This is a genomic window from Pseudomonas sp. UBA1879, assembly GCF_002338065.1.
Lineage (GTDB): Bacteria > Pseudomonadota > Gammaproteobacteria > Pseudomonadales > Pseudomonadaceae > Aquipseudomonas.
Map to the genome: position 1 here is coordinate 55,396 of NZ_DDHJ01000025.1, position 23,714 is coordinate 79,109.

Sequence of the window (23,714 nt, forward strand, 5' to 3'; positions counted from 1 at the left end):
TTTTCTGCTGCGCGGGCTTGAATCGCCTGAATTCAGGCGCTTTCAAAGTGGCACAGAACTAAGCATCTAACAAAATATTTGCTTGTCTGAAAGATATCGGTTGTGGCTTCCCACGAATTCACCGGTGCTTGCTGCGATGAGTGTAGGAGCGTGGCTTGTCCCGCGACCTGCCGCGTAGCGGCAGCGAATCCGGTAAACCCGGTGGGTCAGATAAAATCGGGTTGCCTGATTTTGCTGCCGCTGCGCGGCAGGTCGCAGGACAAGCCAGCTCCTACAGTGGATCGCGTTAGCGTACACGATCCTCGATCTTCCACTATTTCAACTGCGCGAACGCTTTTTCGGCTGCATCCAGGGTCAGTTGCAGCTCCGCGTCGCCGTGGGCAATGGAGGTGAAGCCGGCTTCGAATGCGCTTGGCGCCAAGTACACCCCGCCTTCGAGCATCAGGTGGAAGAAGCGTTTGAAGCGGTCGGCGTCGCTGCTCATCACATCCTTGAAGGTGACGATCTGTTTCGCGTCGGTGAAGTACAGGCCGAACATGCCGCCCGCTTGCGTGGTCACGAACGGGATGCCCGCCGCGTCGGCGCGTTGTTGCAGGCCATCCAGCATGCGGGTGGTATAGGCGCTCAGCTCATCGTGAAAACCCGGCCGGCTGATCAGGCGCAACGTGGTCAGACCGGCTGCCATCGCCAGCGGATTGCCCGACAGCGTGCCTGCCTGATAGACCGGCCCCAGCGGCGCGATGTGAGACATGATTTCGCGCTTGCCGCCGAAGCAGCCCACCGGCATGCCACCGCCGATGATCTTGCCGAAAGTGCTCAGATCCGGCTTCACGTTGTAATACGCCTGAGCCCCACCAAGGGCCACGCGGAAACCAGTCATCACTTCGTCGAAAATCAACACCACGCCGTGCTTGTCGCATTCCTCACGCAGGCCTTGCAGGAAACCCGGCGCAGGCGGTACGCAGTTCATGTTGCCCGCCACCGGCTCGACTATGATGCACGCCACTTCCTGACCCACCTCGGCCAACATCGCTTTCACCGCGTCGATGTCGTTGAACGGCAGTGTCAGCGTGTGTTTGGCGAATGCCGCCGGTACGCCCGGCGAGCTGGGTACGCCCAGGGTCAGCGCGCCCGAACCGGCCTTGACCAACAGGCTGTCGGAGTGACCGTGGTAGCAGCCTTCGAACTTGATGATGCTGTCGCGGCCGGTGTAGCCACGCGCGAGGCGAATGGCACTCATGGTCGCTTCAGTGCCGGAACTGACCATGCGCACCATCTCCATCGACGGCACGATCGAGCAGACCAGGTCGGCCATCTCGGTTTCCATCGCGGTCGGCGCCCCATAGGAAAGGCCGTGCTCCAGTTGCTTGCGCACGGCATCGAGCACGCCCGGGTGGCTGTGCCCCAAAATCATCGGACCCCACGAACCCACGTAATCGACATAACGCTTGTCGTCTTCGTCAGTGACGTAGGCGCCCGCTGCGTGCTTGAAGAACAGCGGAGTGCCGCCGACGCTTTTGAACGCACGAACCGGCGAGTTGACGCCGCCGGGGATGTGTTTTTGGGCATTGGCGAACAGGGTTTCCGAACGGGACATGATGAAGGTCTCTGTTTGAATCGAATGGGGGTCAGTCGGCCTGAAGCGTGATCAAGCCGATTTCTTGAACAGGTCGTTGAAGGCGCGGGCGCGGCGGGTCACTTCCTGCGTGCTGTCGGCGCCGAACAGGCCGTGCACCACAGCCAACAGGTCGGCGCCGTGGGCCACCAGCGGCGCGGCGTTTTCCAGCGTGACGCCGCCAATGACGGCAATCGGCAGCGAGATGCGCTTGCGGGCGTCGGCCAGCATTTCGAGGCTGCACGCCGGTGCGCCGGGCTTGGTGTTGGAATTGAAGAAGCGCCCGAACGCGACATAGGTCGCGCCATCGGCCTTGGCTTTTTCTGCCAGCTCAAGCTGTGCGTGGCAAGTCGCACCGACGATAGCTTTGTGACCCAGCAGTGCGCGGGCGTCGGGCAGTGAGCCGTCGGTCTGGCCCAAGTGCACACCAACGCCGAGCCGGGCGGCGACTTCAGCGTCATCATTAATGATCAGGCGGGTCTTGTAGCGCTCGCACAGTTTCAGCAGTTCCGAGGCCTCGCGCAGGCGGCGGGTTTCATCACCGGATTTGTCGCGGTATTGCAGCAGGGTGACGCCGCCATCGAGGGCAGCCTCGACGTAAGACAGAAATTTGCCGGCCAACAGTTGGCTGTCGGTCACGGCATACAGGCCACGCAGTTTCATGGGGGTGCCTCTTTTTCGTGGCGTTACGAGCAAAAATCCAGCGGCAGACGACGAGGGACGAATTGGCCTTTGCCCAGTTGTTCGGCGTCGCGCAGCGTGCGCCAAGTGTAGTCCAGCGCGGTTTGCACGGCGCTGATCACGTCCTGCCCGAGCGCCAGTCGACCGGCCAGCGCACTGGCCAGCGTGCAGCCGGACCCGTGATAACTGCCCGGCAGTCGCTGGCAGGTGAAGGTGCGCGATTCGCCGTTACGCACGTACAGCCGGTTGTGCACTTCGTGTTCGTCGCCATGGCCACCGGTGATCAGCACATGTTCGCAGAACGGCAACAGCTTCTCGGCGCATTCGTCAGCGGTGCCTTCGGGCAGCTCGGCCAGGATGCGCGCTTCAGGCAGGTTCGGCGTGGCAATCGTCGCCAGCGGCAGCAGACGCTCGCGCATCGCGTATCCGACTTCATCCTTGCCCAGTCGGCCGCCGCCGCCGGCACGCAGAACCGGATCGCAGACCAGCGGCAGATGAGGATTGGCTTGCAGCAGCTCGACCACGGTGTCGACCATCTCCAGCGAACCGAGCATGCCGAGCTTCACCGCCGCAACTTGCGAATCGTTGAGCACGGCATTGGCCTGGGCCAAGACCCACTCGCGGTCCAGCACGCGGAAATCGGTGACGTTGACGGTGTCTTGCACGGTGAGGGCCGTGACCGCAGGCGCGGCATGGCAGCCCTGAGCGAGCAGAGCTTCGATATCTGCCTGCAAACCGGCGCCGCCACTGGGGTCGTGGCCGGAGAGACAGAGGACAACGGGGCGGGAGCTATAGATATTCATGGTGCGCGAGCTTACCACTAAAGCTTTTGCCGGGCCGCTGGTCGGCGTCAGAATTTTCGTGGGCAAACCCGTGCGGGCTCTAGACCGGGCTTCGTCGGCATGATGATGCCAGTCATCTAAATGGCGTCAGGAAAATCTGACATATGACGATACAGATGGTGTCACCCAGCTATCAGTCGCTATGCTGTCGGCTGTAAGCCTCAAATCTGTCTGAAGAGTGAATGCAAGTGCGTTGCCTGTTGAGCTCCTTTTCCGTCTCAAACCTGACGTCGTCCCCCACTGATCGGGGGCAACACATCGCTCCTCACATGAATGTCGGCGGTGTTGCATGCGCGCTCTGCTGACGTGGCTGTTGATCCTGCTGCCCACGCTGGCCTGCGCGCTCGATTTCGACGAGACCACGCGCACGCTGCCGCTGGGCCGTGCGACGTATGTGTTCGAAGACCCTACCGGCACGGCGACAATCGGCGACGTGTCATCTGTCCAAGGCCAGGCGGCATTCCGCGCGCTGGATGCGGGGGCGTTGAACGCGGGTTATTCGCACTCCGCGTTCTGGTTGAAGGTGCAGTTGACCTATCGGCCGATGAACCCGGTGACCTCTGCCGACTGGCTGCTGGAACTGGCCTATCCGCCGATGGACCATGTGGATCTCTATCTGGCCAGCGAAAACGGCGAGCCCAGCCTGACCTGGCAAACGGGCGACATGCTGCCGTTTCAGAGCCGTCAGATAAAGCAGAACAACTATCTGTTCGACCTGAACCTCAAGGCCAATGAGAGCAAGACGGTCTATGTCCGCGTCGCCAGCCATGGCTCGGTTCAAGCGCCGCTCAACCTTTGGGCCAGTCACGCGTACATCGAGGAGCAGCCTGCGAGGCTATACATTCTCGGCATGATCTACGGCGCGCTAGGCGTGATGCTGGTCTATAACCTGTTCATCTACATGAGCGTGCGCGACACCAGCTACCTCTATTACATCCTCTACATCAGCTGTTTCGGGCTGTATCAGGTGTCGGTCAACGGCGCCGGTATCGAATTCCTGTGGCCAGACAACCCGTGGTGGGCCAACACGTCCACGACCTTTTTGATTGCAGCGGCGATTTTGTTCGCCAGCCAGTTCGCCCGCAAGTTCCTGCAAACGCCGGGATTGGGTCGTTGGCTGGACGGGCCTTTGGTGCTGATGATGCTCTGCTCGGCAATTATCATGGGGCTGTCGCTGACGCTGGATTACGGCATAGCGCTGCGTCTGGTGACGGGGCTGGTGCTGCTGTTCACGCCGGTCATTCTGCTGATTGGCATCGTCGCCTGGCTGAAAGGCCGCCGCGTCGCGCGTTACTTCATCGTTGCCTGGTCAGCGTTTCTGCTGGGCGGGGTGATCAACGCCACGATGTTGCTGGGCCACTTGCCGAACAATTTCTGGACCATGTACGCCAGCCAGATCGGCTCCGTGGTGGAAATCGCGCTGCTGTCCCTGGCGCTGGCGGACCGTATCAACACCATGCGCGATCAGCAGACGCAGATCATGGCGCAGTCGAGCAAGGAGCTGGAGACCCTCAACCAGCAACTGGCGGTCAGTAATCGGCTCAAAGATGAGTTTCTGGCCACGCTCACCCACGAGTTGCGCACGCCGATGAACGGGGTGATCGGTTCGCTGGAGCTGATGCAAATGGACGCCTCGCACGATGAGATCGAGCTCTACCGGCAGACCGCTGCCGATTCGGCGCAGAACATGATGGGCATCGTCAACGGCATTCTGACCCTGACCGAGCTGCAGGCCGGACGTATCGGACTGCAAGCCGAGGCGTTCAGCCTGCGGCATCTGTTGTTTCAAGTGCGCAGCACGTTCGAGCCGCCGGCGCGTAGCAAGTCGCTTGGGTTCAGCGTCGAGCTGGACGAACGCCTGCCTGACAGCCTGATGGGAGATGCATCGAAACTGCGTCAGTGCCTGGATTGCCTGCTCGACAATGCCGTCAAGTTCACTAAAGGCGGTGCGATCAAGTTGTGCGTCAGTGGCCATGCCGACGAACGGCAAGTCCGCCTGCTGCTGGACGTGATCGACACCGGCATCGGTTTTGAGCGTCTGGATGACGACACGCTGTACGCCAATTTCTATCAGGTCGACGGTTCCATGACCCGGGAGTACGGCGGCCTTGGGATCGGGCTGGCGATCTGCCGCAAGATGATCGAATTGCACGGCGGGCGCCTGAGTCATCAGTCCGAACCAGGGGTGGGCAGTCAGTTCCGGTTGAGCGTGGACATTCGGCGAGTGCCTTCGCCGGTGACGTAGGCATGACTGATTCATTGTCGTCGCTGCCATCGTGCTTCCGGCGTCTCCTACAGGATTTGTGGCGTATCGGAGTCTTGCGTACACCCCGGGTGTTGCGGCGTTGGGCGCAGATACCGCCGACCACAGGGTCTCTGTAGGAGACGCAGGTGGGACGACGGCAGCGAAGGCGGCGTGTCAGACAAAAGCGGATCGTGCTTTCGCACATGGCAAACCCGCCGTGCTTTAGTCGGCTATGGCACTGTTTTCGGTTTCGTGCGCGTGATTCACTGACCCGCATCTGCGCCATTGCCGCACCGACCCGAAACGGAGGCCGCCATGAACCTGCATCAATTCGCCGAAACCCACGACGTCACCAATCAACCGCCCTCACTGGACGGGGTCAATCTGTATCGCATCGACCTGCCGTTGCAGGAGTGGTCCAGACGCTACGGGGCCAGCTGGGCGGAGTCGAAGATCGATGCTTACGGCGCGCTGGCGGGCGGGCCGCTGATGGAAGCTGGCTTTCTCGCCAACCAGAACAAGCCGGTGTTTGCCAGCCACGACCGCTACGGTCATCGCATCGACTTGGTGGAGTTCCACCCCGCCTATCACCAACTCATGCAAACCGCGGTCGAACATGGCATCCCGTCATTGCCCTGGACTGACCCGAGGGAAGGCGCCCATGTCGCCCGCGCGTCCATGAGTTACTTGCACAGCCAGGCAGAAGCGGGCAGCGGCTGCCCGTTGACCATGACCTTCGCCAGCGTGCCCGCCCTGCGTTTGCAACCGGATCTAGCGGACGTCTGGCTGCCGAAAATCCTCGCCACTCAGTACGACCCGCGTAACGTGGGCATCGCCCACAAGGCCGGAGCCACCATCGGCATGGCGATGACCGAAAAGCAGGGCGGCACCGACGTGCGCGCCAACACCACCCGCGCTTATCCCGTCGGCCAGCCGGGGCCCGGTCAGGCCTACGAACTGGTCGGCCACAAGTGGTTCTGTTCAGCGCCGATGTGCGACGCCTTTCTGACCCTGGCGCAGACTGACAAAGGCCTGACCTGTTTCCTGCTGCCGCGTCATCGCCCGGACGACACCCGTAACGAGTTCTACATACAGCGTCTGAAGAACAAACTGGGCAATTGGTCCAACGCGTCCAGCGAAGTCGAATTCCGGGGCGCGCTGGCATGGATGGTCGGCGAAGAGGGCCGTGGCGTGCCAACGATCATCGAAATGGTCGCCATGACCCGCTTCGATTGCATGACCGGTTCCAGCGGGCTGATGCGTCAGGCGCTGACCCAGGCGGCGCATCACTGCGCGCATCGCAGCGTCAGCGGACGCGTGCTGAGCGAGCAACCGTTGATGCAAAACGTGCTGGCGGACTTGGCGCTGGAAAGCGAGGCCGCGCTGGCATTGACCCTGCGCATGGGCCGCTCGCTAGAGCGCCTGGACGATTCCCACGAAGCACGTTTTGCGCGGCTGGTCACGGCGGTGGGCAAGTACTGGATCTGCAAACGCGCCCCGGCGATGATCAACGAAGCCGCGGAATGCATGGGCGGGGCGGGGTATGTGGAAGACACCATCCTGCCGCGTCTTTACCGGGAGGCGCCTGTCAATTCGACGTGGGAAGGCTCGGGGAATGTGCAGTGTCTGGACGTGTTGCGGGCGTTGTCAAAAGAGCCGGGGGTACTCGACGCGCTGTTCGACGAACTGGGCGACGGCCATGGCGACGCCCGACTTGCTGCACATATCGAGCAACTGAAAACCGCGTTTACGGACACCAGCGATATCCAGTACCGCGCCCGGCAACTGACCGAAGACATTGCCGTCGGCTTGCAGGCCAAGCTGCTGCTGGAGGCTGGCAACTCGGTGGTCAGCGACGGGTTTATCGCTGGCCGCTTGCAGCATCCCGGGCGCGTGTACGGCGCGCTGCCGCGAGGGGTCGATGTGGAAGCACTGGTGGCGCGCTCGACCCCGCAAGTTGCGTGACTTGCAGCGGCACTGATCTTTTCTCGTGCGAGCCAGCCTGCTGGCGAAGGCGGTGTGTCAGACACCAATGGGTTGAATGACAGACTGCATTCGCCAGCAAGCCGGCTCCCACAGGTACGAAGCTCGCAGGCTCACTGTCATCCGTGCAGCAAGCCTGCTCCCACGGATACGACGTCGGTGCAGATTTCATGACCTATGCATGGCCCTTGTGGGAGCCGGCTCGCTGGCGAATGCGGTTTGCCAGCGAGCATAGAATCCCCCACAGGTATGAAGCTCGCATGCTCACTCTCATCAGTGCAGCAAGCCAGCCCCCACGGATACGACGTCGGTGCAGATTTCATGACCTATGCATGGCCCTTGTGGGAGCCGGCTTGCTGGCGAATGCGGTTTGCCAGCGAGCATAGAATCTCCCACAGGTACGAAGCTCGCGGGCTCACTCTCGTCAGTGCGGCAAGCCAACTCCCACGGTTATAGGCCAGAATCGGATCGTATTGCGCCTTACTCATTGCGTGCCTTCCCCCGCCGTTGCAGGCAAGATGGAGCCTTGCAAGATCAGAAGGATGCGCATCGTGACTGAAGCTTTCATTGTCGTAAAAACCGCGGAGCAAGCTGTGGACCGGCTTGCCGAGTTGCACGGAGCCGCAACCTCGGCCTTGAGCCAGGCGCTTAAACGTTACCTCAAAGACCGCGTTGAGCCAGACGCCGCCGAGCGTCTGCAGTTCCGCTACCCCGAATTGCGTCTGACCTACCACTGCCACGGCGAAGTGCCACTGACCACCCGCGCCTACGCCAAGGTTCAACTGCCCGGTACCTACAGCGTCACCGTCACCCACCCGGCGGCATTTCGCAAATACCTGATCGAACAGCTTACCCCGCTGATGAACGACTTCACCGTCACGGTCGAGGTGGGCGTCAGCGAGCAGAACATTCCGTACCCGTACGTCGTCGAGCAAGGCGATGAACTGGCAGGCACCGGCGTGACAGCGGCGACCCTGGCCCGCGTATTCCCGAGCACCGACCTGTCTGCGGCCACCGATGGCATTGCCGACGGACTCTATGACTGGGCCAACACCGATCCGCTGCCGCTGGCACTGTTCGATGCCGCGCGTGTCGACTTCTCGCTGCGCCGCCTGGTGCATTACACCGGCAGCGACTGGCGCTATGTGCAGCCCTGGATTCTGCTTACCAACTACCACCGCTATGTTGACCAGTTCATCGTCCACGGCCTGGAAAAACTCCGCGACGATCCGCGCTTCGTGAAAATGGTGCTGCCGGGCAACGTTGTCGTCGACAAAAGCATGGACCACGGCGAGGCCCAGGCCATCGTCTCCAGCGTGGTCTGGCACCGTTATCAGATGCCGGCCTATCACCTCATCGCCGAAGACGGCCATGGCGTGACCCTGGTCAACATCGGCGTCGGCCCGTCGAACGCGAAAAACATCACCGACCACCTGGCCGTGCTGCGTCCGCATTGCTGGCTGATGATCGGTCACTGCGGCGGCCTGCGTCAGTCGCAGACCATCGGTGACTACGTGCTGGCCCACGCCTACATGCGCCGCGACGGCATTCTCGACCGCGTGCTGCCGCCGAACATTCCGATTCCGGCGCTGGCCGAAGTGCAACTGGCGTTGCAGGAGTCGGCGGCGCAAGTGACCGGCGAGCGGGGCGACGACCTGAAAAAGCGCCTGCGCACCGGCACCGTGCTGACCTACGACGATCGCAACTGGGAACTGCGCTGGGCGCAGGAGCGACCGCTGATCAACCTGTCCCGCGCTGTCGCCGTGGACATGGAAAGCGGCACCATCGCCGCTCAAGGCTATCGGTTGCGCGTGCCGTACGGGACGCTGCTCTGCGTGTCGGACAAACCGCTGCACAGCGAAATCAAACTCCCGGGTTCGGCCAACGCCTTCTATGAGCGCGCCGTGACCCAGCATTTGAAGATCGGCATCGCCGCGTTGGATCTGATGCGCACGCAGCTCAATTCGCTGCACTCGCGAAAATTGCGCAGCTTCGACGAGCCGCCGTTCCGTTGAGGCTAGGCGTTTAGCGAAAGGGCCACTAAAGTGGCCCTTTCTGTTTTCGCGCTTTGAGTGGTCATGCCCCGTCATCAACGTCCCGTTTCCCGCCGTCCTGCGCCTGGCTCTTCCAGTGCGCCCCGTCGCGTCGCCAAAGCCCCGCCTGCCGAACCCCGGTTGATCCTGTTCAATAAACCGTTCGACGTATTGACCCAGTTCAGTGATGGAGAAGGGCGCGCGACGCTCAAGGACTTCATCGACATCCCCGGTATCTACCCCGCCGGACGTCTGGACCGCGACAGCGAAGGCCTGCTCCTGCTGACTAACGACGGGCAATTGCAGGCGCGCATCGCCGATCCCAAGCACAAACTGGCCAAAACCTATTGGGTGCAGGTCGAGGGCGAACCCAGTGAGGAGCAATTGCAGAAGCTGCGCGACGGCGTCGAACTGAATGACGGTCCGACCTTGCCCGCTCAAGCCCGGCAACTCGATGAGCCTGCGCTCTGGCCACGCAACCCGCCCGTGCGGTTTCGCAAAAGCGTGCCCACGAGCTGGTTGGAATTGGTTATTAGGGAAGGGCGCAACCGGCAGGTGCGTCGGATGACAGCAGCGGTAGGGCTGCCGACCCTGCGGCTGGTGCGGGTGCGGATTGGCGAATGGGATATCGAAGGGCTGGATCAGGGGCAGTGGCGGGAGGTGACCGCGAAGTTGTGATGGCATTCATGCTGTGCGATTGGCTCAAGGCCGTCACCTGTAGGAGTGAGCTTGCTCGCGATACGTTCTGTCAGACATGTTCTAGTGCCTGACAGACAGCCATCGCGAGCAAGCTCACTCCTACAGAAGCTCGCGCCCAGGCCGGCTATTTATGCTGCTCAATGTAGCCAATCACCACGCTCTTGATCACAAACGCCAACACCCCCAGCCCCAACACGCCAAACAGAATGATCGTTCCGAAGCGCCCGGCCTTGGACTTCTTTGCCAGGTCCCAAACGATGAACCCCATGAAACCGATCAGCACGGTCACCAGAATGGTCATCATCCATTCTTCGAACAGTTCGGGTTCCATGGTCATCTCCTTCGAATCCGCAGTGCGGCGTGAGTGAAAAAGGTCATCAGCTTCTCAAATGCACCAGCGGCAGTTCAGTGCTGGCCAATACCTGATTGAGCACGAAGCTCGAACGGACGCTGGTCACGCCGTCGATGCGGGTCAGATGGCCCAGCAAGAATTTCTGATAGTGGTCCATGTCCGGCACCACGACCTTCAGTTGGTAGTCGGCATCGACACCGGTGACCAGGCTGCATTCCAGCACTTGCGGCAGGCTACGAATCTGCTGTTCGAAGTGTTCGAAGCGATCAGGGGTGTGACGGTCCATGCCGATCAGCACGTACGCGGTCAGGCTCAGCCCCAGTTTCTTGCGGTCGAGCAGGGCCACCTGGCGCACGATATAGCCGTCGTCTTCCAATTGCTTGACCCGTCGCGAACAAGGCGAAGGCGACAAACCGATCCGCTCGGCCAGCTCCTGATTGGAGATGCGCGCGTCGCGTTGCAGTTCGGCCAAAATACTCAGGTCATATCTATCGAGCTTGCTCACGATTGACACCTTTATGAAAGCGATTGCGCCGAATTATTCATCTGAAGGGAAAAATTGCGCAAGTGGTGTTTTCGTCAGCAACATTCGCAATCCTCTGCCGCTCCGTCAGGCCTATTCTTTTAACCAGAATCACTGCCCGGACACAGCGTCCAGCGCGGCCCGCCGAATCAGGTCAGCCGCGGCCTCCAATCCGACAGGGTTGATCAGGCCACCGGGCTACGCACTGTCCAGAAGACGATGCGAGGTGAGCCGGCGCCAAAAGCGTCGCGCCAGGACGAAGCATTCGAAAGAGGGCCCCTCAAAGGCCCTCTTTTTTTGTGCCCACGATTTCAGAACGCAAGACCTAATTGGAGCGTGGTTTGCCCCATGATCGGCTACAAAGCGGTCGTGAAGGTCTCGGCCCAGCCAGATCATTGTGTCTGGCGTGTTTGCTGCCGCCGCCTGGCAGACCATTGGACAGGCCGTGCGCGTTCAGGCGATGCTGTTCGCCAACGGACCCTCGCTGATAGAGTGCGGCGAACGGGGCTTCGATAATGCAGTCCTATCAACAGGTATCCGCGCCGTAGTGAGGAAAGCATGAACATGCGCATCTGGCGTTTGGCAGGTGTCAGTCTTTTGGCCGTGAGCATCAGCGCTCAGGTGGTGGCCGACGATAACAATCAACAACAGCAGCGCAACGAGCAGCGCCAGCAACAGCAGCGTGGCTTCGAGATGCAGCGCCAGCAGCAACAACAGCAACAACAACGCAGTTTCAACATGGATCAGCAGCGCGAGCAGCAGCAACAGCGTCAGCAGCAACAACAGCAATACCAGCAGCAGCGCCAGCAGGAGCAACTCAATCAGCAGCGGCAGATTCAACAGAATCAGCAGCAGCGGGCCGATCAGCAACGCATGCAGCAGGATCGCGAACGCAACCAACAGCGTCAGGATCAGATGCAAGAGCGGCGGCAACAGCAGCAACGCCAGCAGGAGCTTCAGCAACAGCAGCGTCAGCAACAACAACAGTTACAGCAGCGTCAGTTGCAGGATCGTCAAAGTCAGCTGCCGATTCAGAGCCGCCCCGACACCGCCATTCAGACCCAGCCGCCGCGTCAGGGTTTCTACCGCGACCAGCCTCGGGACAACCCATGGCGTGGCGGCGATAATCGTCCTGGCAACAACGGTCGGCCCATGGCCCACGGCGACGGCTGGGGCGGTGGACCGCGTTATCGTCCGGGGTATGAGATCGATCGCATTCCCGGCGGCTATTCCCGCGTGCCCTATCACGGCAACGACTATTTCTATTCGGGTGGCTATTGGTATCGCCCGCAAGGCCCGCGTTACGTGGTCGTCGCGCCGCCTCGTGGCGTGCGCGTGCGATACCTGCCGGATTACGCGCAGCAAGTCTGGCTCGGCAGCGCGCTATTCTTCGTCGCGGCGGGCACCTACTACACCTACGAGCAAAATACTCAGGAATATGTGGTCGCTGAACCGCCGCAAGGCGTCGAGCCGGTGTACTCGCCTCAGCAGGCCGTGCAAGAGCAGCCCGCAGACCCCTATGACGTGATCGCCTATCCGGCCAATGGTCAGACGCAGCAACAAATCGAGCAGGACCGTTACGATTGCTACCGCTATGCCGTACAGCAGAGCAATTTCGACCCTGCCGCTGCGACCTACCAGCCTGCGCCAGAGGTGGTCGGGATTTATCGTCAGGCCATGGCGGCGTGTTATGCGGGGCGGGGGTATAGCGTTCAGCAGTGACCCAATGAAAGGACAGACCGTGGCTGTGGGAGCGAGCTTGCTCACGAATGCCGAGTTCCCGTCTCTGCATCTCAGGCGGACACGCCGGCCCTTTCGTCCGCAAATTCCCTCTCAGAGTGAATCAGTTCATCGTCTGATGGCGGTTAGTTCATCACCGGACCATTGGCCCGATTCACCACTTCCTGAGGGTCGGCGTGCACCAGCACTTCGGCCTTGGGGAATTCAGCGATGATCGCCCGTTCGACCTCTTCGCACAGCTCATGGGCCACCAGCAGCGTCAGCGCACCGGGGAGCTCAAGGTGCAGTTGCACGAACCAGTGATTACCCGAAATTCGCGTGCGCAGATCATGCGCACCCACCACCCCTGGCACACCTTGGGCCAATTCCAGCATTCGCGCGCTCACGCCCGGTTCCAGCTCGGCGTCCATCAGCACCGACACCGTCTCTCGCGCAATGGAAACCGCACTCCACAGAATGTAAAACGCGATCGCCAGGCCGAAATACGCGTCCAGTTGGTCGTAGCCGATATACGCCAGGCCTAGCGCCGCCATGATGCTGACGTTGAGCAGCAGGTCGGAGCGGTAATGCAGCGAGTCCGCGCGAATGGCCGCCGAGCCGGTCTCTTTGACCACTTTGTGCTGAAACATCAATAGCGCGACGGTCAGCACAATCGACAGCACCATGACCAACAGCCCCAGCGCTGGCGCCCCCAAGGCTTGCGGATGCTGAATGCGCTCGATGGCCTGAAAGCCGATCAAAAACGCACTGACCGCGATGAACAGCGATTGCGCCATGCCCGACAACGCCTCAGCCTTGCCATGGCCGTAACGGTGGTCCTCATCCGCCGGACGCAGCGCGTAATGCACAGCCAGCAGATTGAGGAACGATGCTGCCCCGTCGAGCAGGGAATCGGTCAGACCCGCCAGCAGGCTGACCGACCCGCTCAACCACCAGGCGACAGCCTTGGCGATGATCAGAATGCTCGCGACGGCCAGCGACGCGCGAGTGGCGAGACGCAATAACCGGGCGTGTTCAGGGCTGCTGCTCATGGCGCTTCCTTCAGTCATGCATCGAAAACATCAGGCGGACGGCACCAGACCCAGCGACGCCAGCTGCTCAACGCTGCCCTTGTGCTGAATCAGACGCGGATCGTCCAGCGGCAGGTTGCGGCCCAGCTCGGTCTTCAGGATGGCTTGCAGGCGAAGGTTGTCCACCGAGCCATCGGCGCGCACGGCGGGTTGCAGTTTTTGTGGATCGATCTGAGCGTGCTTGCCTTCAGGCAGGTAAATCGCACCGGTGGCGAAGTCGACGCCGAACGCGATCACGCCCGGGAGGATGTAAAACAACAGGCCGATGGCGTCGAGGACCACGATGGCTGGGTCCATTCGACCGCTGCCTTGAATCTGACCCCGGCGTTCAGGGTAAAAAATACTGCCGCAAGCAGTCAGTTGCGCCAGCAGGCTGACGACCAGGGCACCGCCAATCAAACGGGAAGGAATGCGCATGAAAATCTCCTCAGAGGAAGTCGCAACTATACAAGGCAAATGCCTAAGCAATAAGACTATCCGAGTCGTAGGACGGTTCTGCGTTGCGCCGAACAAAGATGAAGTCGCGCCCGTATAATCAGCGCTCTGTTTTGGAGCCCCTATGATTTCTCTGCCCATTGATGCCGTGTTGCCTGCGTTACGCCAGGCCTTGCTCGAGCGTGACGAAGCCGTCCTCGAAGCGCCACCTGGCGCAGGCAAGACCACCCGCGTGCCGCTGGCGCTGTTGCAGGAACCGTGGCTGGCGGGCCAGACCATCCTGATGCTTGAACCTCGACGTCTGGCGGCCCGTGCGGCGGCAGAGCGTCTGGCCTCGGAACTGGGGGAAAAGGTCGGAGAGACGGTCGGCTATCGAATTCGCTTGGAAAGCAAGGTCGGCCCGAAGACCCGCATTGAAGTCGTCACAGAGGGAATCCTCACTCGCCGTTTGCAGGAAGACCCTTCGCTCGATGGCGTGGGACTGCTGATTTTTGACGAATACCACGAGCGCAGTCTGGATGCCGACCTTGCCTTGGCGTTGAGCCTCAATGGTCGTGCACTGTTTCGTGACGAGCAGGCGCTGAAGATTTTGCTGATGTCAGCAACGCTGGAGGGCGAGCGGCTGTCGAGTTTGCTGGATAACGCACCGGTGATCAGCAGCGAAGGGCGCATGTTTCCGGTGACGATGCAGTGGGGTCGGCCGTTCCAGCCGGGTGAGTTCATCGAACCGCGTGTGGTGCAGACGGTTTTGGATGCGCTGGGCAATGAATCCGGCAGTTTGCTGGTCTTTCTGCCGGGGCAGGCGGAGATCCGGCGCGTCAACCAACAACTGGCGCAAGCACTGGGCGAGCGCAGCGACGTCATACTGTGCCCCCTGCATGGCGAGCTGGACCTCAGCGCCCAACGCGCCGCCATCGAACCCGCGCCGAGCGGTCTGCGTAAGGTCGTGCTCGCCACCAACATCGCCGAGACCAGCCTGACCATCGACGGCGTGCGTGTCGTGGTTGATGCCGGATTGGCGCGGGTGCCGCGTTTTGATCCCGGCAGCGGCATGACCCGGCTCGACACCCAGCGCATCTCCCGCGCAAGCGCTACACAGCGCGCCGGTCGGGCGGGGCGTCTGGAGCCGGGCGTGTGTTATCGGCTGTGGTCCGAAGCGCAGCACGATCAATTGGCCGCGTACGGCGCGGCAGAAATCCTGCAAGCCGACCTTGCGGGGTTAGCCCTGCAGCTCGCCCGCTGGGGCGTCGAACCCTCGCAGCTCGTTTGGCTCGACGTCCCGCCTGCCGCCGCCTATGCGCAGGCGCAGGATTTGCTCGGTCGCCTGGGCGCGCTGAGTCGCGAGCCTGGCGAAGACTGGAAACTTACCCCTCACGGCCAAGCGATGGCCGAAGTGCCTGCCCATCCTCGCATCGCGCATTTGCTGCTGCGCGGGCAGGACTTGGGGCTCGGCCCGCTGGCTTGCGACGTCGCCGCGTTGTTGGGCGAGCGCGACATTCTTCGAGGGGCCGGCGCGGATCTGCACAGTCGCCTGACGCTACTGGCAGGCACTGAGCGAGCCGGACGCAGCGCACAGGGCGGCGCACAGCGGGCTAAACAGTTAGCGCGGCAATATCGCGGTTACCTGAAGGGGGCGTCGACACAACCGGTTTCCGATCCCGATCACCCGCGCTGGTTGGGCGCCCTGCTGGCCTTGGCCTATCCCGATCGGGTCGCGCACCAACGCAAGGCCGGGGGCGCCGAATACCGATTGGCCAACGGTCGTGCTGCGCTGTTTGCTGAACCCGATGCGCTGATGAAAGAACAATGGCTGGTGGTCGCGGACCTCGGCAGCCGACAGGGGCAGCGGGAGGAGCGGATCTATCTGGCAACGGAACTCGACCCGACGCTGTTCGAGTCGGTTCTGTCAGAGCAGGTGATGAGCGTCGATCAGCTCGACTGGGACGAACGCGAAGGGGTGTTCCGAGCTGAACGTCAGCGCAAGGTCGGCGAGCTGATCATCAGCCGCGAGCCCCTGACCGGGCTGGATGAGTCGGCCCGAAGCCAGGCGTTGCTGGCGTTGGTGCGCCGTAAAGGTCTGGAGCTGCTGCCGTGGACCCCGGAGTTGCGCCAATGGCAGGCGCGGGTCGGGCTCTTGCGTCAGTTAGATCGGGAAAAACAGGACAGCAGCGAATGGCCGGACGTCAGCAACGAGGCCTTGCTGACGCGCCTGGAGCAGTGGCTGATGCCCTATCTGGGCAAGGTCACGCGGCTTAGCCATTTCGCCAATCTGGACCTGTCGTCGATCCTGCACAACCAATTGCCCTGGCCGCTGCCGCAGCGGCTGGACGAACAGGCCCCACATCATTTGAGCGTGCCCTCGGGCTCTTCGGTGCGCCTCGATTACAGCGAAACCCCTCCGATTCTGGCCGTGCGCCTGCAAGAGCTGTTTGGGCTTTCCGATACCCCCCGCATCGCCAATGGCAGGCAGATCGTCAAACTGCACCTGCTGTCCCCGGCGCGCCGACCGGTGCAAGTCACCCAGGACCTGGCCAACTTCTGGCGCAGCACCTATGCCGAGGTGAAGAAGGATCTCAAGGGCCGATACCCCAAGCACTACTGGCCGGACGACCCATTGATCGCCGAGCCGACAGCACGGGCGAAGCCGAGGAAGTAAATGCACGAAGCGTCCGTGTATGCCTGCGCTCGGGCGATGGCGTCGGGTCAGTGGATGATGCGGCGTCTGGCACACCGCCTCGCGGCCGTCGTCCCTCCGGCTGCTCCTACGGGCTCAGCTCCGAGCCTGAATCCTCGGCACCCCGCGATCTCTGTAGGTGCCGCCGGAGGCACGACGGCACGGGCCGCGGTCGGACGGTAGCGTCGGGTCAGTAGATGGTGCGGCGTCTGGCACACCGCCTCGCGGCCGTCGTCCCTCCGGCTGCTCCTACGGGTTCAGCTGCGGGCCTGAATCCTCGGCACCCTGCGATCTCTGTAGGAGCAGCCGGAGGCACCACGGCCGCGATCTGGCGCGCAGCGGCAGTAAGTCCTGTGCACAGGGTGTGTCAGGTATACCGCGTCATCAGGTATCCCTGCCGGACTTCTGCTGTTCGCCGGCAAGGCAATTTACTGCGGCGCAGCCGGCAGCAGAAACCGCCCAATCACCGGCAGGTGATCGGATATCAATAACGTATCGCCTTGCCGAACCTGCGCATCGACCCGTTTCAACATCGGGCTGTAGAACAGGTAGTCGAGCGTGCGGTCCGGCCCGTTCACCCGCGGGTCGTTGGGGAAGCGGGTGTACCACTTGCGCGGATGCTCACCATTGACGTCGTCGTTGCTGGGGATCATCGGGAATTTTTCCCACAACGCATGCAGCTGGCTTTCTGCCGCGTAGGACTCGCGCTGTTCGGCGGGCAGGCGTTGGTACTGCCCTTGAGGCAGCAGATTGAAATCACCGCCGGTGATCCACGGCGTTGCGCTCTGTTCGAACGTGTCCAGCAGTTGGGTCGTCGCTGCCACTTGGCGCTGCAGGGTGTCGTCGCCGGGTCGGGAGTCCTCCAGATGCGTGTTCACGATCGCCAATTGCCCGCCGTCGCGCAGCGGCAGATAGCCCACCAACAAGGCGCGTTTGGGTTCGAATTGACGGCTTATCCAGTTGCCGCCGGGAGAGGGCAGTTGCAGGCGTTCGGCCTTCTCCATTCGATACCGGCTCAGTGTCGCCAGTTTGGTGCCGACGCTGCCGTAGATATGCGGGTTGGGGACGAAGTCTGCTTTCCAATAGAACGCCTCAGTGCTGCATGGGTAGAGGTCGGTCACCCGCTCCTGCAGCAGCGCCAATTGGTTGGTGTAATCGGTGTTCTTGGCGCCATCGTCGACCTCCTGCAACAGCACGATGTCTGGCCGTTCGTCGCGAATGACCCGCGCCACCTCGTCGAGGTTGTACGCAATGTCTTCGGGAGTAGGGCGCTCGTCCGGGCCGCTGCCATCTGCCAGGTCATACCAGAACACGTAGCGCTTGCCCGCCAGGTATTGAATGTTCCAGGTCATGATTTTCAGCGCCTGACCCGGCACCAGCACTGGGGGTTTGGCGTCCTTGGCATTGCACATGACCGGCATCTGCTCATGACGGGCGGGATGCCAGGTCATGTCGTAGATCAGACCGCCGACCAGCATCAGCAGCAGCGCGAGCACGATGAGGTAGCGCAATGAACGTTGCATCAACGCTCCTCAGACAGGTTGCGCGGGCTCGTCGATCAGCATGAATAAACGGAACATCACCACGCTGATGAACAGCTGCAAGAAACTGGAAACGCTGTCGACGGTCAGCGACAGCAGCGGGCTTTGCTGATCAGGCAACACGTACAGGCTCAGGCCTTCCAGGATCGACAACGGAATGTAGACGAACAGCACGCACCCCAGAATCCGCAGCAGATGCCCTTGAGTCATCTTGAAGCTTTCGCGCATCGCGTCCAGCGGCCCGAGACCACGTAGCACCAACAGGTATTCCGAGAATACCAACTTGATCATCACCCACACGCCGGGAACGATGAACAGCGACAAACCGGCCATGATCAGCAGCGTACTGAGGGCGGTGAGGACCGCGAACGTCGGCCACAGGCGCAGGGTCGCAGCCAGCAGATCACGTTTGGAGGGGGGTTCGCCGCGAGTCTTGGCGGCGAGAAACAGAATCAATGCACCTGTGTAGAGGGGATAGAACAGCAGCCCGATCAACAATTGCCAGCTCGCCGAACCGTCAGGCCCTGTGGCGCTGGCAAGCATTTGCTTGGTCAGCGCTTCAAGTATCACCAGTGGCAGGCACAGCGTCACGATGCTCACGAAATGGCGGCGGAAGAAGTACAGCGAGTCTTGAATGATCGTCAGCGGATTCATGAAAGGGTCACAGAGAAAACCAGGCGGACACTTTAACGTAGGAGCGGTCTTGCGAGCCAATGGGACAGGTCTGGCCCGTTTCTTAACTTTTTCTACACGCTATTGAATCGCCCTTGAAACGCCCCATTACTGTTTGTGTCTGACCATCGCGGTCATGTCACAACGTTGTGGTCACGTCACCGAATTCCTACGGCAATCTAACGAGGTCGCCATGAACAGCGAAGAGCAAACCCTGATCGACGGCTTGTTTACCAAACTCAAACAAGCGGAAACCGAGTCGGCCCCCCGAGACGCCCAGGCCGAGGCGCTTATCAGGGATCACCTGACACGGCAGCCCGGCGCCCCGTATTACATGGCGCAGGCGATCCTGGTTCAGGAAGTCGCTATCAAACAGCTGGAGGCCCAAAGCCGCCAGCGTGACGAGCAGATCCAACAGCTACAGGCTGAGCTTCAGCGCGCCAGGGCACAGGCACAAACCGCGCCCGCGCAGGGCAGCGGCGGATTCCTGTCGAGCATCTTCGGTGGCGGTTCCCGCGATCAACAGCCGCAGCAACCGGCATCGTCCTTTTCACGGCCCTCGAGCCCGCCCCCGTCGGCAGGCGGCTGGCGCGACGGCCCTGCCAACCCGCCGCCGTACAACCCGCCGCCACAAGGCAACTACGCGCAGCCTCAGCAACAGGTCCCGGCGGCGCCTATCGGTAGTGGTTTTCTGGGCGGTGCACTGAAAACCGCAGCGGGCGTTGCGGGCGGCGTGATGCTGGCGGAAGGGATCAGCAGCCTGTTCCACCACAACAGCCAACCCCAGGAAATCGTCGAAATCATCGAGCAACAACCGGCGCAACCTGCAGCCGACCATGACCAGGGCGGTGGAACTGGAAACGGCGACTGGGGCGACGATCAACAACGCGTGACCAGCAACGACGGCTGGGGCAATGACGCGGGCGGTTTTGCCGATACCGACTACGGCAACGATGACAGTGGCGGGTTCTTTGGCGGCGATGACGACGATTCGTATGTCTGACAGCTAGAAACCTGTGGGCGTCGGCTCGCTGGCGCAGTTGGTGGCTCAGTCAATGCAGAGGTGACTGACCCGACGCCTTCGCCAACAAACCGGCTCCCACAGGGTCAGAAGTACCCTCAGCCTGATCCGATAGCCCGCAAATCCAACTTGCCCTTCAATCCCCTCCTCAAACTGGCATACTGAGCGCCGGTCCGATGTTCGGGCCGCTGTCGCCTGTCAGCGCATCGAGGAGTTCCGGTGAGAAGAATCGCGGTGTTTGCCGACGTACAAAATCTGTATTACACGGTGCGTCAGGCTCATGGTTGCCACTTCAACTATGCCGCGTTGTGGGCGGACATCAGCCAGCGTGGGCAGATCGTCGAGGCCTATGCTTACGCCATTGATCGCGGTGACGCCAAGCAGCAGCAGTTTCAGCAGATCCTTCGCAACCTCGGTTTTACCGTCAAACTCAAACCCTACATCCAACGCAGCGATGGCTCGGCCAAAGGCGATTGGGACGTCGGTATCACCATCGATATCATGGACGTCGCGCCGAACGTTGACGAAGTCGTGCTGGCGTCGGGCGACGGGGATTTTGACCTGTTGCTGGAGCGCATCATCAGCAAGCACGGCGTCGAGGCCATCGCCTATGGCGTGCCAGGCCTGACCGCCAACTCACTGATCCGTGCAGCAAGCCGCTATGTGCCGATTGAGGGCGGGTTGTTGCTCAAAAGCTGAGCATAAACGTGTAGGAGCGCGGCTTGTCCCGCGATCGGCTGCGCAGCAGCCGCAATCCCGGTACACACGGTGTATCGGGCGCTACGGATTGTCAGGGTTTACTGCCGGTGCCCGGCAGGTCGCGGGACAAGCCGCGCTCCTACAGGGTTTCTGCGCAAACAAAGGTTTTTCCCATGCAAGAACGCATCGCCGTCATCGACTTCGAAACCACCGGCATCTCCCCCGGCAGCCATTGTCGGGCCACTGAAATCGCCGTGGTGATTGTGGCCGAGGGCGTCATCGTCGAGCGCTATCAAAGCCTGATGAACGCTGGCGTGCGGATTCCGGCATTCATCGAGTCACTGACCGGGATCAGCAACAGCATGCTGCGCACGGCGCCGCCTGCCGAGCGGGTGATGAATGAAGTGGTGGAGTTCGTGGGGCAGACCCCCTTGGTGGCCCATAACGCCGCGTTCGACCAGAAATTCTGGGATTACGAGCTGTCGCGCATCAAACGCAGCCGCGAACAGAGTTTCGCCTGTTCGATGCTGCTGGCGCGACGTCTGATGCCTGCCGCACCCAATCACAAACTCGGCACGCTGACCTCATGGGCAGGGCTGCCGCACACCGGCAAGGCTCACCGGGCCATGGCCGACGCCGAGATGGCCGCCAACCTCACGGTCCATCTGAGCCAGGAACTGCGCACCACTCACGGCCTGGCCGGGGTTTCCCACAAATTGCTTTGCACCTTGCAGAAGGTGCCCGCAAAAAAAATAGCTGACGCAATCAGCAAGCACCGCGGATTCTGATGACGGATCGGGCTCGACTGAAAAGTGTATGGGTCGTTTAACACGCAGTTGTGACTGATCCTCTCAGTACGATGTTCCTACAATACCGTTCCAAAAAAATCCGAGTGACTGTCCCCTGCCGGACCAACGCTCAGAACAAAAAGACGAGCCTTTCATGCCTGCTTCCCGCCGCTTTCCCTTGCTGCTCATCGGGGCCTTTTTCGCGCTGTACGTGATCTGGGGTTCGACCTACCTGGCCATTCGCATCGGTATCGAAACCTGGCCTCCGTTGATGATGGCAGGAGTCCGCTTCACCATCGCAGGCTCGCTGCTGTTCGCGTTCATGCGCTGGCGTGGGGTGCCGATGCCGACCTGGAAGCAATGGAAGGCGGCGGGCATGGTCGGGTTTCTGCTGCTAGCCTGCGGCAATGGCGCGGTAACCCTGGCTGAGCATGCCGGTGTCGCCTCGGGCGTGGCGGCCCTGGCGGTGGCGGTGGTGCCGCTGTTCACCCTGTTGTTCGGCTTGATCTGGGGGCATCGCAATACCCGGCTGGAATGGGCAGGAATCGTGCTCGGTCTGATCGGTATCGCGCTGCTAAACCTGGGTTCGAACCTGCAAGCCAGCCCCTTGGGCGCGGCCATGGTGATCTTCGCGGCCGCAGCGTGGGCCTTCGGTTCAGTCTGGAGCCGCTACTTGCCGCTGCCCGCCGGCCCCATGGCGAGCGCCTGCGAAATGCTCATCGCTGGCGCAATGATGCTGGTCGGCAGCTACATCAGCGGCGAACGAATGACCCAATCCCCCGGCCTGTCCGGTTGGCTTGTCATGGCCTATCTGGTCGTGTTCGGTTCCATCGTTGCGTTCAGCTCGTACATGTACCTGCTGAAAAACGTCCGCCCCGCCGCCGCAACCAGCTACGCCTACGTCAACCCGGCCGTCGCTGTCATGCTCGGCGTACTGTTCGCCGACGAACACATCGGTCCCGCCGAAGCGGCAGCCATGGCGGTCATCATCAGCGCCGTCGTGTTGATCGGCTTGCCGCAGTGGCGCAAGCGGAGTCCGGTTCCAGTGCAGACAAATTCGTAAACGACGAACTGTGGGCGGAAAAGAGAACACTGTCAGCGCTTTCGGCTTCGCCTCGTGAGAATTTCGAGCCAGCAAATGACGGCGAATCCGATCTTGTCTCTTAGCCTCCGCCTGCACTGACCTGCATTAAGCGACAGAAGCATAAGCTGCCACTTTGAATACAGGTTGCTGGTGTTAATCAGAGGGTTTGAGGGGACGCCTAATAGCTGAGAGATCAGTCGAACCTGTCCGAACCACCACCCATCATGGATCCTTCGATACCGTTCGATCAGCCGCCGGATGCCCTTGTTGGCCCCAAGAAGGTTGTGGTCATGCTGCCTATAGTCCATTGAGGGCTCAGAATCGATGTGCCACCTATACCCATTTCTTCGAGCGAACGCATAGCAATACCAGTCGTGGAGGGTCACCTGCGATATCGTCTGCCATTGCTTCGAGACTGATATTTTGAGGTCGCATGCAAGGTGCTTGGTTAAAACGTAAGTGCACCCCGGGCCCGCAGCTTCGAAGAAAAAATCCCACTCCACTTGCGCCTGCGCTTTATCGATCAGGCTTCTACCTCCACTAGGCCAGAACGCACGGACGTTGCTTGAATAGCCCGCTGCGTTTTCCCTCTTCAGCGCTTGCACCGCTCGGACAAGTTTATCGGAGTACCAAATATCGTCCTGATCCGAGAACGCGATGTAATCATAGTCACGCAAATTCACATCACGTATGAGTCGAAAAAAGTTCTGAGATGCGCCGCCGGAGGGTGAGACCTGAGGGAGGATGACAACGTTGGGATGCGCCGCTGCTAAATCATTACACCAATCTTCTGTGCCGTCGTCTGACGGATCGATACTGATATAGAGAGTGACCTCAATATCGATTTGTCGAAGGATAGAGTTAATTTGCTCTTCTATCCATCGAATTCCATTGAAGGCTGCCAGTAAAACGGCAGCGTTCTCCTTGGAAACTATTGAGCCTGGGTTTTGCATGGCGATAGTGGGTCCAGATAGGTATCAGACGCTTTCTGCAGACGAACGAATGCCGTCCTTATAT

At 61.1% G+C, this 23,714-nt stretch carries 21 protein-coding genes; 10 read left to right on the forward strand and 11 right to left on the reverse strand.

What is annotated here, in order from left to right; translation table 11 throughout:
* Positions 1–313 precede the first annotated feature (313 nt).
* The 3 genes from hemL to B3N48_RS26070 are packed head-to-tail and all read right to left on the reverse strand — an operon-like array spanning position 314 to position 3,099.
* Positions 314–1,597 carry a glutamate-1-semialdehyde 2,1-aminomutase gene (hemL, locus tag B3N48_RS26060; protein ID WP_296188625.1) on the reverse strand — a complete coding sequence of 428 codons (1,284 nt, stop codon included), beginning with the start codon at positions 1,595–1,597 and terminating at the stop codon, positions 314–316.
* A gap of 51 nt (positions 1,598–1,648) precedes the next feature.
* Positions 1,649–2,278, reverse strand: coding sequence for a thiamine phosphate synthase (gene thiE, locus B3N48_RS26065; RefSeq protein ID WP_296188627.1), 630 nt, complete (start codon positions 2,276–2,278; stop codon positions 1,649–1,651).
* A 23-nt stretch (positions 2,279–2,301) separates the two neighbouring features.
* Positions 2,302–3,099, reverse strand: a complete 798-nt coding sequence (locus B3N48_RS26070) for a hydroxymethylpyrimidine/phosphomethylpyrimidine kinase (protein WP_296188629.1) — start codon at positions 3,097–3,099, stop codon at positions 2,302–2,304.
* Positions 3,100–3,427: 328 nt separating this feature from the next.
* On the opposite strand from B3N48_RS26070, the gene B3N48_RS26075 reads away from it, so the two are divergent.
* The 4 genes from B3N48_RS26075 (at position 3,428) to B3N48_RS26090 (ending at position 10,077) form a co-directional block, all read left to right on the forward strand.
* Entirely contained in the window at positions 3,428–5,383 is a 1,956-nt protein-coding gene (locus B3N48_RS26075; protein WP_296188630.1) for a sensor histidine kinase, read from the forward strand.
* Positions 5,384–5,698: 315 nt separating this feature from the next.
* Positions 5,699–7,348: an acyl-CoA dehydrogenase family protein gene (locus B3N48_RS26080; protein WP_296188632.1), complete on the forward strand. Its 1,650-nt coding sequence runs from the start codon at positions 5,699–5,701 to the stop codon at positions 7,346–7,348.
* Between the two features lie 536 nt (positions 7,349–7,884).
* The gene (amn, locus tag B3N48_RS26085) at positions 7,885–9,381 is read left to right on the forward strand and encodes an AMP nucleosidase (RefSeq protein ID WP_296188714.1); all 1,497 of its coding nucleotides are present in this window, start codon (positions 7,885–7,887) and stop codon (positions 9,379–9,381) included.
* 63 nt (positions 9,382–9,444) lie between these two features.
* Positions 9,445–10,077, forward strand: a complete 633-nt coding sequence (locus tag B3N48_RS26090; protein WP_296188633.1) for a pseudouridine synthase — start codon at positions 9,445–9,447, stop codon at positions 10,075–10,077.
* 145 nt (positions 10,078–10,222) lie between these two features.
* Here the strand turns inward: B3N48_RS26090 and B3N48_RS26095 are convergent, their stop codons facing one another.
* The 3 genes from B3N48_RS26095 to B3N48_RS26750 all read right to left on the reverse strand — a co-directional run bounded on the left by B3N48_RS26095 (position 10,223) and on the right by B3N48_RS26750 (position 11,954).
* Entirely contained in the window at positions 10,223–10,429 is a 207-nt protein-coding gene (locus tag B3N48_RS26095; RefSeq protein WP_296188634.1) for a DUF2788 domain-containing protein, read from the reverse strand.
* Positions 10,430–10,475: 46 nt separating this feature from the next.
* On the reverse strand, positions 10,476–10,955 hold the full coding sequence (locus B3N48_RS26100) for an Lrp/AsnC family transcriptional regulator (protein ID WP_166597505.1): 480 nt from the start codon (positions 10,953–10,955) through the stop codon (positions 10,476–10,478).
* A gap of 471 nt (positions 10,956–11,426) precedes the next feature.
* The gene (locus tag B3N48_RS26750) at positions 11,427–11,954 is read right to left on the reverse strand and encodes a hypothetical protein (RefSeq protein WP_349677044.1); all 528 of its coding nucleotides are present in this window, start codon (positions 11,952–11,954) and stop codon (positions 11,427–11,429) included.
* Positions 11,955–11,975: 21 nt separating this feature from the next.
* Between B3N48_RS26750 and B3N48_RS26755 the strand changes: the two genes are divergently transcribed.
* Positions 11,976–12,695, forward strand: coding sequence for a DUF6515 family protein (locus B3N48_RS26755; protein ID WP_349677045.1), 720 nt, complete (start codon positions 11,976–11,978; stop codon positions 12,693–12,695).
* A 143-nt stretch (positions 12,696–12,838) separates the two neighbouring features.
* Here the strand turns inward: B3N48_RS26755 and B3N48_RS26110 are convergent, their stop codons facing one another.
* Both B3N48_RS26110 and B3N48_RS26115 read right to left on the reverse strand, forming a co-directional pair.
* Complete coding sequence (locus B3N48_RS26110; RefSeq protein ID WP_296188638.1) at positions 12,839–13,744, reverse strand: cation diffusion facilitator family transporter; 906 nt, start codon at positions 13,742–13,744, stop codon at positions 12,839–12,841.
* Positions 13,745–13,774: 30 nt separating this feature from the next.
* Positions 13,775–14,200, reverse strand: coding sequence for a polyribonucleotide nucleotidyltransferase (locus B3N48_RS26115; RefSeq protein WP_296188639.1), 426 nt, complete (start codon positions 14,198–14,200; stop codon positions 13,775–13,777).
* 142 nt (positions 14,201–14,342) lie between these two features.
* Between B3N48_RS26115 and hrpB the strand changes: the two genes are divergently transcribed.
* On the forward strand, positions 14,343–16,874 hold the full coding sequence (hrpB, locus tag B3N48_RS26120) for an ATP-dependent helicase HrpB (RefSeq protein ID WP_296188640.1): 2,532 nt from the start codon (positions 14,343–14,345) through the stop codon (positions 16,872–16,874).
* Positions 16,875–17,320: 446 nt separating this feature from the next.
* Here the strand turns inward: hrpB and B3N48_RS26125 are convergent, their stop codons facing one another.
* Both B3N48_RS26125 and B3N48_RS26130 read right to left on the reverse strand, forming a co-directional pair.
* Positions 17,321–18,415, reverse strand: coding sequence for an endonuclease/exonuclease/phosphatase family protein (locus B3N48_RS26125; RefSeq protein ID WP_296188641.1), 1,095 nt, complete (start codon positions 18,413–18,415; stop codon positions 17,321–17,323).
* A gap of 9 nt (positions 18,416–18,424) precedes the next feature.
* Positions 18,425–19,087: a YciC family protein gene (locus B3N48_RS26130; RefSeq protein ID WP_296188643.1), complete on the reverse strand. Its 663-nt coding sequence runs from the start codon at positions 19,085–19,087 to the stop codon at positions 18,425–18,427.
* 211 nt (positions 19,088–19,298) lie between these two features.
* Between B3N48_RS26130 and B3N48_RS26135 the strand changes: the two genes are divergently transcribed.
* The 4 genes from B3N48_RS26135 (at position 19,299) to yedA (ending at position 22,676) form a co-directional block, all read left to right on the forward strand.
* Positions 19,299–20,108, forward strand: coding sequence for a DUF2076 domain-containing protein (locus B3N48_RS26135; RefSeq protein ID WP_296188644.1), 810 nt, complete (start codon positions 19,299–19,301; stop codon positions 20,106–20,108).
* A gap of 237 nt (positions 20,109–20,345) precedes the next feature.
* On the forward strand, positions 20,346–20,825 hold the full coding sequence (locus tag B3N48_RS26140) for an NYN domain-containing protein (RefSeq protein WP_296188646.1): 480 nt from the start codon (positions 20,346–20,348) through the stop codon (positions 20,823–20,825).
* A 173-nt stretch (positions 20,826–20,998) separates the two neighbouring features.
* Complete coding sequence (locus B3N48_RS26145; protein WP_296188647.1) at positions 20,999–21,613, forward strand: 3'-5' exonuclease; 615 nt, start codon at positions 20,999–21,001, stop codon at positions 21,611–21,613.
* A gap of 154 nt (positions 21,614–21,767) precedes the next feature.
* Positions 21,768–22,676 (forward strand): drug/metabolite exporter YedA, encoded by a 909-nt coding sequence (yedA, locus tag B3N48_RS26150; protein WP_296188648.1) that lies wholly within the window; start codon positions 21,768–21,770, stop codon positions 22,674–22,676.
* A gap of 32 nt (positions 22,677–22,708) precedes the next feature.
* On the opposite strand, the gene B3N48_RS26155 is transcribed toward yedA, so the two are convergent.
* Positions 22,709–23,650 carry a glycosyltransferase gene (locus B3N48_RS26155; protein WP_296188649.1) on the reverse strand — a complete coding sequence of 314 codons (942 nt, stop codon included), beginning with the start codon at positions 23,648–23,650 and terminating at the stop codon, positions 22,709–22,711.
* Positions 23,651–23,714 lie beyond the last annotated feature (64 nt).

Excerpts from the sequence above, each read along its gene's own strand:
- B3N48_RS26110 (WP_296188638.1), bottom strand. The coding sequence starts at position 13,744 with ATGAGCAGCAGCCCTGAACACGCCCGGTTATTGCGTCTCGCCACTCGC.
- thiE (WP_296188627.1), bottom strand. The coding sequence starts at position 2,278 with ATGAAACTGCGTGGCCTGTATGCCGTGACCGACAGCCAACTGTTGGCC.
- B3N48_RS26130 (WP_296188643.1), bottom strand. The coding sequence starts at position 19,087 with ATGAATCCGCTGACGATCATTCAAGACTCGCTGTACTTCTTCCGCCGC.
- amn (WP_296188714.1), top strand. The coding sequence starts at position 7,885 with ATGGAGCCTTGCAAGATCAGAAGGATGCGCATCGTGACTGAAGCTTTC.
- B3N48_RS26115 (WP_296188639.1), bottom strand. The coding sequence starts at position 14,200 with ATGCGCATTCCTTCCCGTTTGATTGGCGGTGCCCTGGTCGTCAGCCTG.
- hemL (WP_296188625.1), bottom strand. The coding sequence starts at position 1,597 with ATGTCCCGTTCGGAAACCCTGTTCGCCAATGCCCAAAAACACATCCCC.
- B3N48_RS26155 (WP_296188649.1), bottom strand. The coding sequence starts at position 23,650 with ATGCAAAACCCAGGCTCAATAGTTTCCAAGGAGAACGCTGCCGTTTTA.
- hrpB (WP_296188640.1), top strand. The coding sequence starts at position 14,343 with ATGATTTCTCTGCCCATTGATGCCGTGTTGCCTGCGTTACGCCAGGCC.
- B3N48_RS26125 (WP_296188641.1), bottom strand. The coding sequence starts at position 18,415 with ATGCAACGTTCATTGCGCTACCTCATCGTGCTCGCGCTGCTGCTGATG.
- B3N48_RS26135 (WP_296188644.1), top strand. The coding sequence starts at position 19,299 with ATGAACAGCGAAGAGCAAACCCTGATCGACGGCTTGTTTACCAAACTC.
- yedA (WP_296188648.1), top strand. The coding sequence starts at position 21,768 with ATGCCTGCTTCCCGCCGCTTTCCCTTGCTGCTCATCGGGGCCTTTTTC.
- B3N48_RS26070 (WP_296188629.1), bottom strand. The coding sequence starts at position 3,099 with ATGAATATCTATAGCTCCCGCCCCGTTGTCCTCTGTCTCTCCGGCCAC.
- B3N48_RS26095 (WP_296188634.1), bottom strand. The coding sequence starts at position 10,429 with ATGGAACCCGAACTGTTCGAAGAATGGATGATGACCATTCTGGTGACC.
- B3N48_RS26145 (WP_296188647.1), top strand. The coding sequence starts at position 20,999 with ATGCAAGAACGCATCGCCGTCATCGACTTCGAAACCACCGGCATCTCC.
- B3N48_RS26080 (WP_296188632.1), top strand. The coding sequence starts at position 5,699 with ATGAACCTGCATCAATTCGCCGAAACCCACGACGTCACCAATCAACCG.
- B3N48_RS26090 (WP_296188633.1), top strand. The coding sequence starts at position 9,445 with ATGCCCCGTCATCAACGTCCCGTTTCCCGCCGTCCTGCGCCTGGCTCT.
- B3N48_RS26075 (WP_296188630.1), top strand. The coding sequence starts at position 3,428 with ATGCGCGCTCTGCTGACGTGGCTGTTGATCCTGCTGCCCACGCTGGCC.